This window comes from Pseudomonas sp. K5002, assembly GCF_013386655.1.
Lineage (GTDB): Bacteria > Pseudomonadota > Gammaproteobacteria > Pseudomonadales > Pseudomonadaceae > Aquipseudomonas.
Genome location: NZ_JACARK010000387.1, coordinates 1 through 5,197 on the forward strand (window position 1 = coordinate 1; position 5,197 = coordinate 5,197).

General features: G+C 59.1%; 6 protein-coding genes and 1 pseudogene. 4 read left to right on the forward strand and 3 right to left on the reverse strand.

Going from position 1 to position 5,197, the window contains the following annotated elements; genetic code table 11:
* From HX846_RS18325 to HX846_RS18340, 4 genes and pseudogenes are all read left to right on the forward strand, one after another.
* Window positions 1–178: pseudogene (locus tag HX846_RS18325) on the forward strand (ABC transporter ATP-binding protein); the annotation flags it as partial.
* Window position 179: 1 nt separating this feature from the next.
* Window positions 180–1,445 carry an ABC transporter permease gene (locus tag HX846_RS18330; protein WP_003210004.1) on the forward strand — a complete coding sequence of 422 codons (1,266 nt, stop codon included), beginning with the start codon at window positions 180–182 and terminating at the stop codon, window positions 1,443–1,445.
* Window positions 1,446–1,456: 11 nt separating this feature from the next.
* Entirely contained in the window at window positions 1,457–1,978 is a 522-nt protein-coding gene (locus HX846_RS18335; RefSeq protein WP_102369991.1) for a DUF3299 domain-containing protein, read from the forward strand.
* Between the two features lie 96 nt (window positions 1,979–2,074).
* Window positions 2,075–2,773, forward strand: coding sequence for an OmpW family protein (locus HX846_RS18340; RefSeq protein ID WP_102369992.1), 699 nt, complete (start codon window positions 2,075–2,077; stop codon window positions 2,771–2,773).
* Window positions 2,774–2,872: 99 nt separating this feature from the next.
* Here HX846_RS18340 and HX846_RS18345 read toward each other — a convergent pair whose 3' ends face one another.
* From HX846_RS18345 to HX846_RS18355, 3 genes are all read right to left on the reverse strand, one after another.
* Window positions 2,873–3,235 carry a response regulator gene (locus tag HX846_RS18345; RefSeq protein ID WP_102369993.1) on the reverse strand — a complete coding sequence of 121 codons (363 nt, stop codon included), beginning with the start codon at window positions 3,233–3,235 and terminating at the stop codon, window positions 2,873–2,875.
* 6 nt (window positions 3,236–3,241) lie between these two features.
* Window positions 3,242–4,702, reverse strand: coding sequence for an ATPase domain-containing protein (locus tag HX846_RS18350; RefSeq protein ID WP_178965847.1), 1,461 nt, complete (start codon window positions 4,700–4,702; stop codon window positions 3,242–3,244).
* 350 nt (window positions 4,703–5,052) lie between these two features.
* The coding region (locus tag HX846_RS18355) for a sugar nucleotide-binding protein (protein WP_178965848.1) at window positions 5,053–5,197 on the reverse strand (145 nt) is incomplete at its 5' end.

The window sequence follows — 5,197 nt, forward strand, 5'->3', positions numbered from 1 at the left end:
GACCTCGGCCCTGGACTACGACGCCCGGGAAGCCTTCATTCAGTTGCTGTTCGCCGAATGCCGCGAAGCAGGCGCCAGCCTGTTGTTCGTCAGCCATGACCAGAGCTTGGCGCCGCTGTTCGACCGCAACCTGTCGCTGGCCGAACTCAATCGCGCCGCCACGCTTGCAGAGGTTTGAGATGTATTTGTTTCGACTAGCCATGGCCAGCCTGGCTAACCGCCGCTTTACCGCGATCCTCACCGCCTTCGCCATCGCCCTGTCGGTGTGCCTGTTGCTGGCGGTGGAACGGGTACGCACCGAAGCCCGCGCCAGCTTCGCCAGCACCATCAGCGGCACCGACCTGATCGTCGGCGCGCGCTCCGGCTCGGTGAATTTGCTGCTGTATTCGGTGTTCCGCATCGGCAACGCCACCAACAACATTCGCTGGGACAGCTACGAGCACTTCGCGGCCAACCCGCAGGTAAAATGGGCGATCCCGATTTCCCTTGGCGACTCCCACCGTGGCTACCGCGTGATGGGCACCAACGAATCCTATTTCGAACACTATCAATACGGCCGCCGGCAGAACCTGGAACTGGCCAGCGGCCGCGCCTTCGCCACCGATCCATTCGAAGTGGTGCTCGGCGCCGAAGTGGCCGACGCGCTGCATTACAAGCTCGGCGACAAGCTGGTGCTGGCCCACGGCGTGGCGGTGGTCAGCCTGGTCAAGCACGATGACAAGCCCTTCACCGTGGTCGGCATTCTCAAGCGCACCGGCACTCCGGTGGACCGCACACTGCATATCAGCCTCGGCGGCATGGAAGCGATTCACATCGACTGGCACAACGGCGTACCGGCCCAGGGCAAAGGCCGGATCAGCGCCGATCAGGCCCGCAACATGGACCTGACGCCACAAGCCATCACCGCGTTCATGCTCGGTTTGAACAACAAGATTTCCACCTTCGCCCTGCAACGGGAGATCAACGAGTTCCGTGGCGAGCCGATGCTGGCGATCCTGCCGGGCGTGGCGCTGCAAGAGCTGTGGAGCATGATGGGCACGGCTGAAAAAGCGCTGTTCGTGATCTCGCTGTTCGTGGTGCTGACCGGCCTGATCGGCATGCTCACCGCGATCCTCACCAGCCTCAACGAGCGCCGCCGGGAAATGGCAATCCTGCGTTCAGTGGGCGCGCGGCCCTGGCATATTGCGACCTTGCTGATCTTCGAAGCCTTCGCCCTGGCATTGTCGGGCGTGATCGCAGGCGTCGGGCTGCTGTATGTGTGCATCGCCGCGTCGCGCGGGTATTTGCAGGCCAACTACGGCCTGGACCTGCCGCTGTCGTTGCCGAGCGAATATGAATGGACCCTGCTCGGCGGTATTCTCGTCGCAGCCCTGCTGATGGGCAGCGTGCCGGCCTGGCGCGCCTACCGGCAATCGTTGGCCGACGGCCTGTCGATACGTTTATGAGGAAGCTGTTGATGCGTCGCGCCGTGCTCGCACTGTTGCTGCTGGTGGCCCTGCCCGTGTGGGCTGAAGACCAGCCCAAGGACCTGTCGTGGCAGGAGATGATCCCGCCGGACGCGCCGCCGGAAATCCCCAACATGAAACCGCTGCACGACTTGTCGGGCATGGCCGATGCGTTGTCGGTGGAGTCAGCGCCGGCCGCCAAGCAGGACCTGCCCAACGCGCCGGTCGTACAAAGCCTGGACGGCAAGCACATCCGCCTGCCGGGTTATATCGTGCCGCTGGAAGTCAGCGAGGAAGGCCGCACCACGGAGTTCCTGCTGGTGCCGTATTTCGGCGCGTGCATCCATGTACCGCCACCGCCGTCGAACCAGATCGTGCATGTGAAAAGCGAAGTCGGCGTGAAGCTCGACGAGTTGTATCAACCGTACTGGATCGAAGGCCAGATGCAGGTCAAACCGTCCAGCAGTGAACTGGCCGATGCCGGCTACCAGATGGATGCCGACAAGATCTATGTGTACGAGTTGCAGGAATAACCCGTGATTGCGCTTTCATTGAGCTGAGTCAAAAGCTCGAACGTTACGATCTTTACCATTGGACACAAGCAATTAATAACGTCCTTTGGAGCTCCCATGAACAAGTCCCTGCTCGGCGCGTCGCTTGTCGCGCTCGCCCTCGTCGCCCCTGTTGCCCACGCTCACGAAGCGGGTGACATCCTGATTCGCGCCGGTGCCATCACCGTCAACCCGAAAGCGGACAGCAGCAGTGTCAAGGTTGACCAGGGCCCGCTGGCCGGGACCAACCTGGGCGGCAAGGCGACCATGAGCAGCGACACTCAACTGGGTTTGAACTTCGCCTACATGTTCACCAGCCACTGGGGTATCGAACTGCTGGCGGCCACGCCGTTCGAACATGATGTGAAGATCAAGAACACCGCCCTGGGCGCTGCCAACGGCAAGCTCGGTACGCTGAAGCACCTGCCACCGACCCTGAGCGTCGTGTACTACCCGCTGGACAGCAAGTCGGTATTCCAACCGTACATCGGCGCCGGTATCAACTACACCTGGATCTACGACGAGCACGTCGGCAGCCGCGCCGAGCAGGCCGGCTTCAGCAACTTCAAGGCGGAAAACTCCTGGGGTTGGGCCGCGCAGATCGGTGCGGACTACATGATCAACGACAAGTGGATGATCAACGCCCAGGCGCGCTACATCGACATCAGCACCAAGGCCACCGTGGACAACAACGCCCTGGGCCAGGGCACCCGGGCCAAGGTTAATGTGGATGTTGATCCGATGGTGTACATGGTCGGTATTGGCTACAAGTTCTAGGTTCTACCCAAAGGCCCTGTTGTACAGGGCCTTTTTTGTGAGGCTTCCCCTGGAGGCAAGCGCCAATCAGAAGCCAGGCACACGCCCGTGTGCTGCGAGTCAGGCTTCAGCCAGGAGCTGGCGAACTTCAGCAATGACCACGTCAATGTTGAACGGCTTATTCAACACTGCATTGAACAAGTCCGACCGCTCCATACCAATATGGGCCTGGGCTCCGCTGATCAGGATGATGGGCAAGTGATTGACTGCCGGTAGCGCGCGGACAGCTTCGGCAAACTCCTGGCCATCCATGACCGGCATCATGAAGTCGGTGATGATCAACGCTGGCCGCTCGCGCTCCAGGACCTCGAGTGCTTTCTGGCCATTGCTCGCTTTTACGACCATGTACCCCTCATCCTCCAGCGCATAGCCGAGAATGTCAGCGATCAAATACTCGTCGTCGACGACCAGGATGGTGGTCATGTCAGTTCAACCCGAATCAGAGACTTTGGACGTTGAGCCCGGCAGCGAAGAATCATTAGGGACCGCCAACGCATTTCTTGATGCCTTCTTCAGGTCAACGCCGTTTTCATGGATTACCACTTCAAGAAGCGAAGGATCGTAGAAGCTGTCTCGTACCTTAAGAATCGAAAGCATTCTTCTTAGTTCAGATTGAATCTCGAAGAAACGCATCAGCATCAGGTTATCGACAATACTGGAGAGGTCCGGGGTTGGAGAGCTGACCTCCGAACCAAAAACGTCACGCATCTCCCATGAGGCAAACACCGTTACGCCACGGGCACGAAGCTCGCTCATCAAGGCGCTGTAGAAATCAGTGATACGAGCCGGGTTTGTCGACACCCGGGTCATGCCGCTCAAGCTGTCGATGAACAGGCGCTTGATGCCCTTTTCCTCAACCATTTTCAGCAGCCGTGCGCCGAGACCGTCGAGCAGGCCTTCTGTCGTGGGTTGCCAGGCAAGACTCAGCGCACCACTTTCTTCCATACCCTTGATATCAATACCCAGCGATTGGCCTTTGAGGCGTAACCGCTGCGGGCTTTCATAAAAACCGAAATGCAGGCCCGGCGCTTCCACTGTCGACTCAGCGAGAAACCTGAGCCCCAACGTGGTTTTCCCGACGCCGGAAGGCCCCATGACGAGGGTAACGGAGGAACTGTGCAGGCCACCGCCGATGATGGCGTCCAGCGAACCGATGCCGCTGGTGATACGCGTCAGATCAGCACTGTCAGGTAAAGACGGATGGCTGTAGAGGCTTTCCAGACGCGGATAAACCACCAGGCCATCGTCGGTAATTTCACACTCGTGCAGTCCGGTCAGTGCACCACTGCCTCGAGTTTTGCGCAGGTGAATACGGCGCACCGAACGGCTGCCGTGAAGCTCTTCACCCATCTCGATCACACCATCAACCATGGTGTGCTCGGGACTGCCGTCGTCCAACCGGGAACTGGTGAGAAACAGCACCGTACAACCGGCGAACGCGGCGTGCCCTTGCAGCTCGGAAATGAATTTTTTGGTGTCGATGGGCGAGTCAGCCTTGGAGCGTGCATTGAGCAAGCCGTCGACCACTAACACGGTGGCCTTCTGACGACTGATCTCACGCCGAAGCAGCTTGACCACTTCATCGAGACCTTCGTTCTCAAGGGTGTCAAACGCACTGACGAACTGAATCTCGGCTCCCACCCGGGAAGCATCAAAGAAGTTCAGGGTCGAGAGGAACTGAAATAAACGGTCGTGGGATTCGGCCAGCAACGTGGCAACCAGTACACGGCCCCCATTGCGCGCATGGTTAAACCCCAGCTGATTGGCGAGGATCGTTTTACCGGATCCCGGGCGCCCCTGGATGATGTAGGAGGCACCTGCGACTAGCCCACCCTTGAGCAGAGCATCCAGCCCTTCTATTCCGCTTTGAAGGCGATTTAGCTTTTCCACAATGCAACCCTGATGTGAACAACAGGCTCTTGAGCCGAAGGTTTACGATGCTAACTCCATTTGTTCAAACGGGCTATCCACTCAGCCGTTCAAGCGCGGGCCATATACCTGGCTGAGTCCCAACCCAGTTCCCTGGCCATTGTCTGTGATAGAGACGGCAATGTAACTTCCGTTCATAAGGGGATAACCATTGAACGCCGGGATAAGGTCCATCGACTCAACACAGATGACCGCCCGCACCAAAGGTTTCAAATTTTTCGCAGGCCGCTGCGCATCCGGCTGGCCAACACCTATCACGTGTAATCGTCCGTGCACTGCCACAAAAAAGGCGCCTGTTTCAGGCGCCTTTTTTATGTTTGACCGTGTCGATAGAACCGGTCGAGCAACGCCGGCAGCCCGGCCCGCCATGCCCGTGGCTTGATGCCGAAGGTGTGGAGGATTTTCTTGCAGGCCAGCACCGCGTGTTGCGGCTCGTCGGCTGCATCCGGACGGGCG

Bases quoted from the DNA above. Each gene is read 5' to 3' on its own strand.
- HX846_RS18330 (WP_003210004.1), top strand. From the start codon at position 180: ATGTATTTGTTTCGACTAGCCATGGCCAGCCTGGCTAACCGCCGCTTT.
- HX846_RS18335 (WP_102369991.1), top strand. From the start codon at position 1,457: ATGCGTCGCGCCGTGCTCGCACTGTTGCTGCTGGTGGCCCTGCCCGTG.
- HX846_RS18340 (WP_102369992.1), top strand. From the start codon at position 2,075: ATGAACAAGTCCCTGCTCGGCGCGTCGCTTGTCGCGCTCGCCCTCGTC.
- HX846_RS18345 (WP_102369993.1), bottom strand. From the start codon at position 3,235: ATGACCACCATCCTGGTCGTCGACGACGAGTATTTGATCGCTGACATT.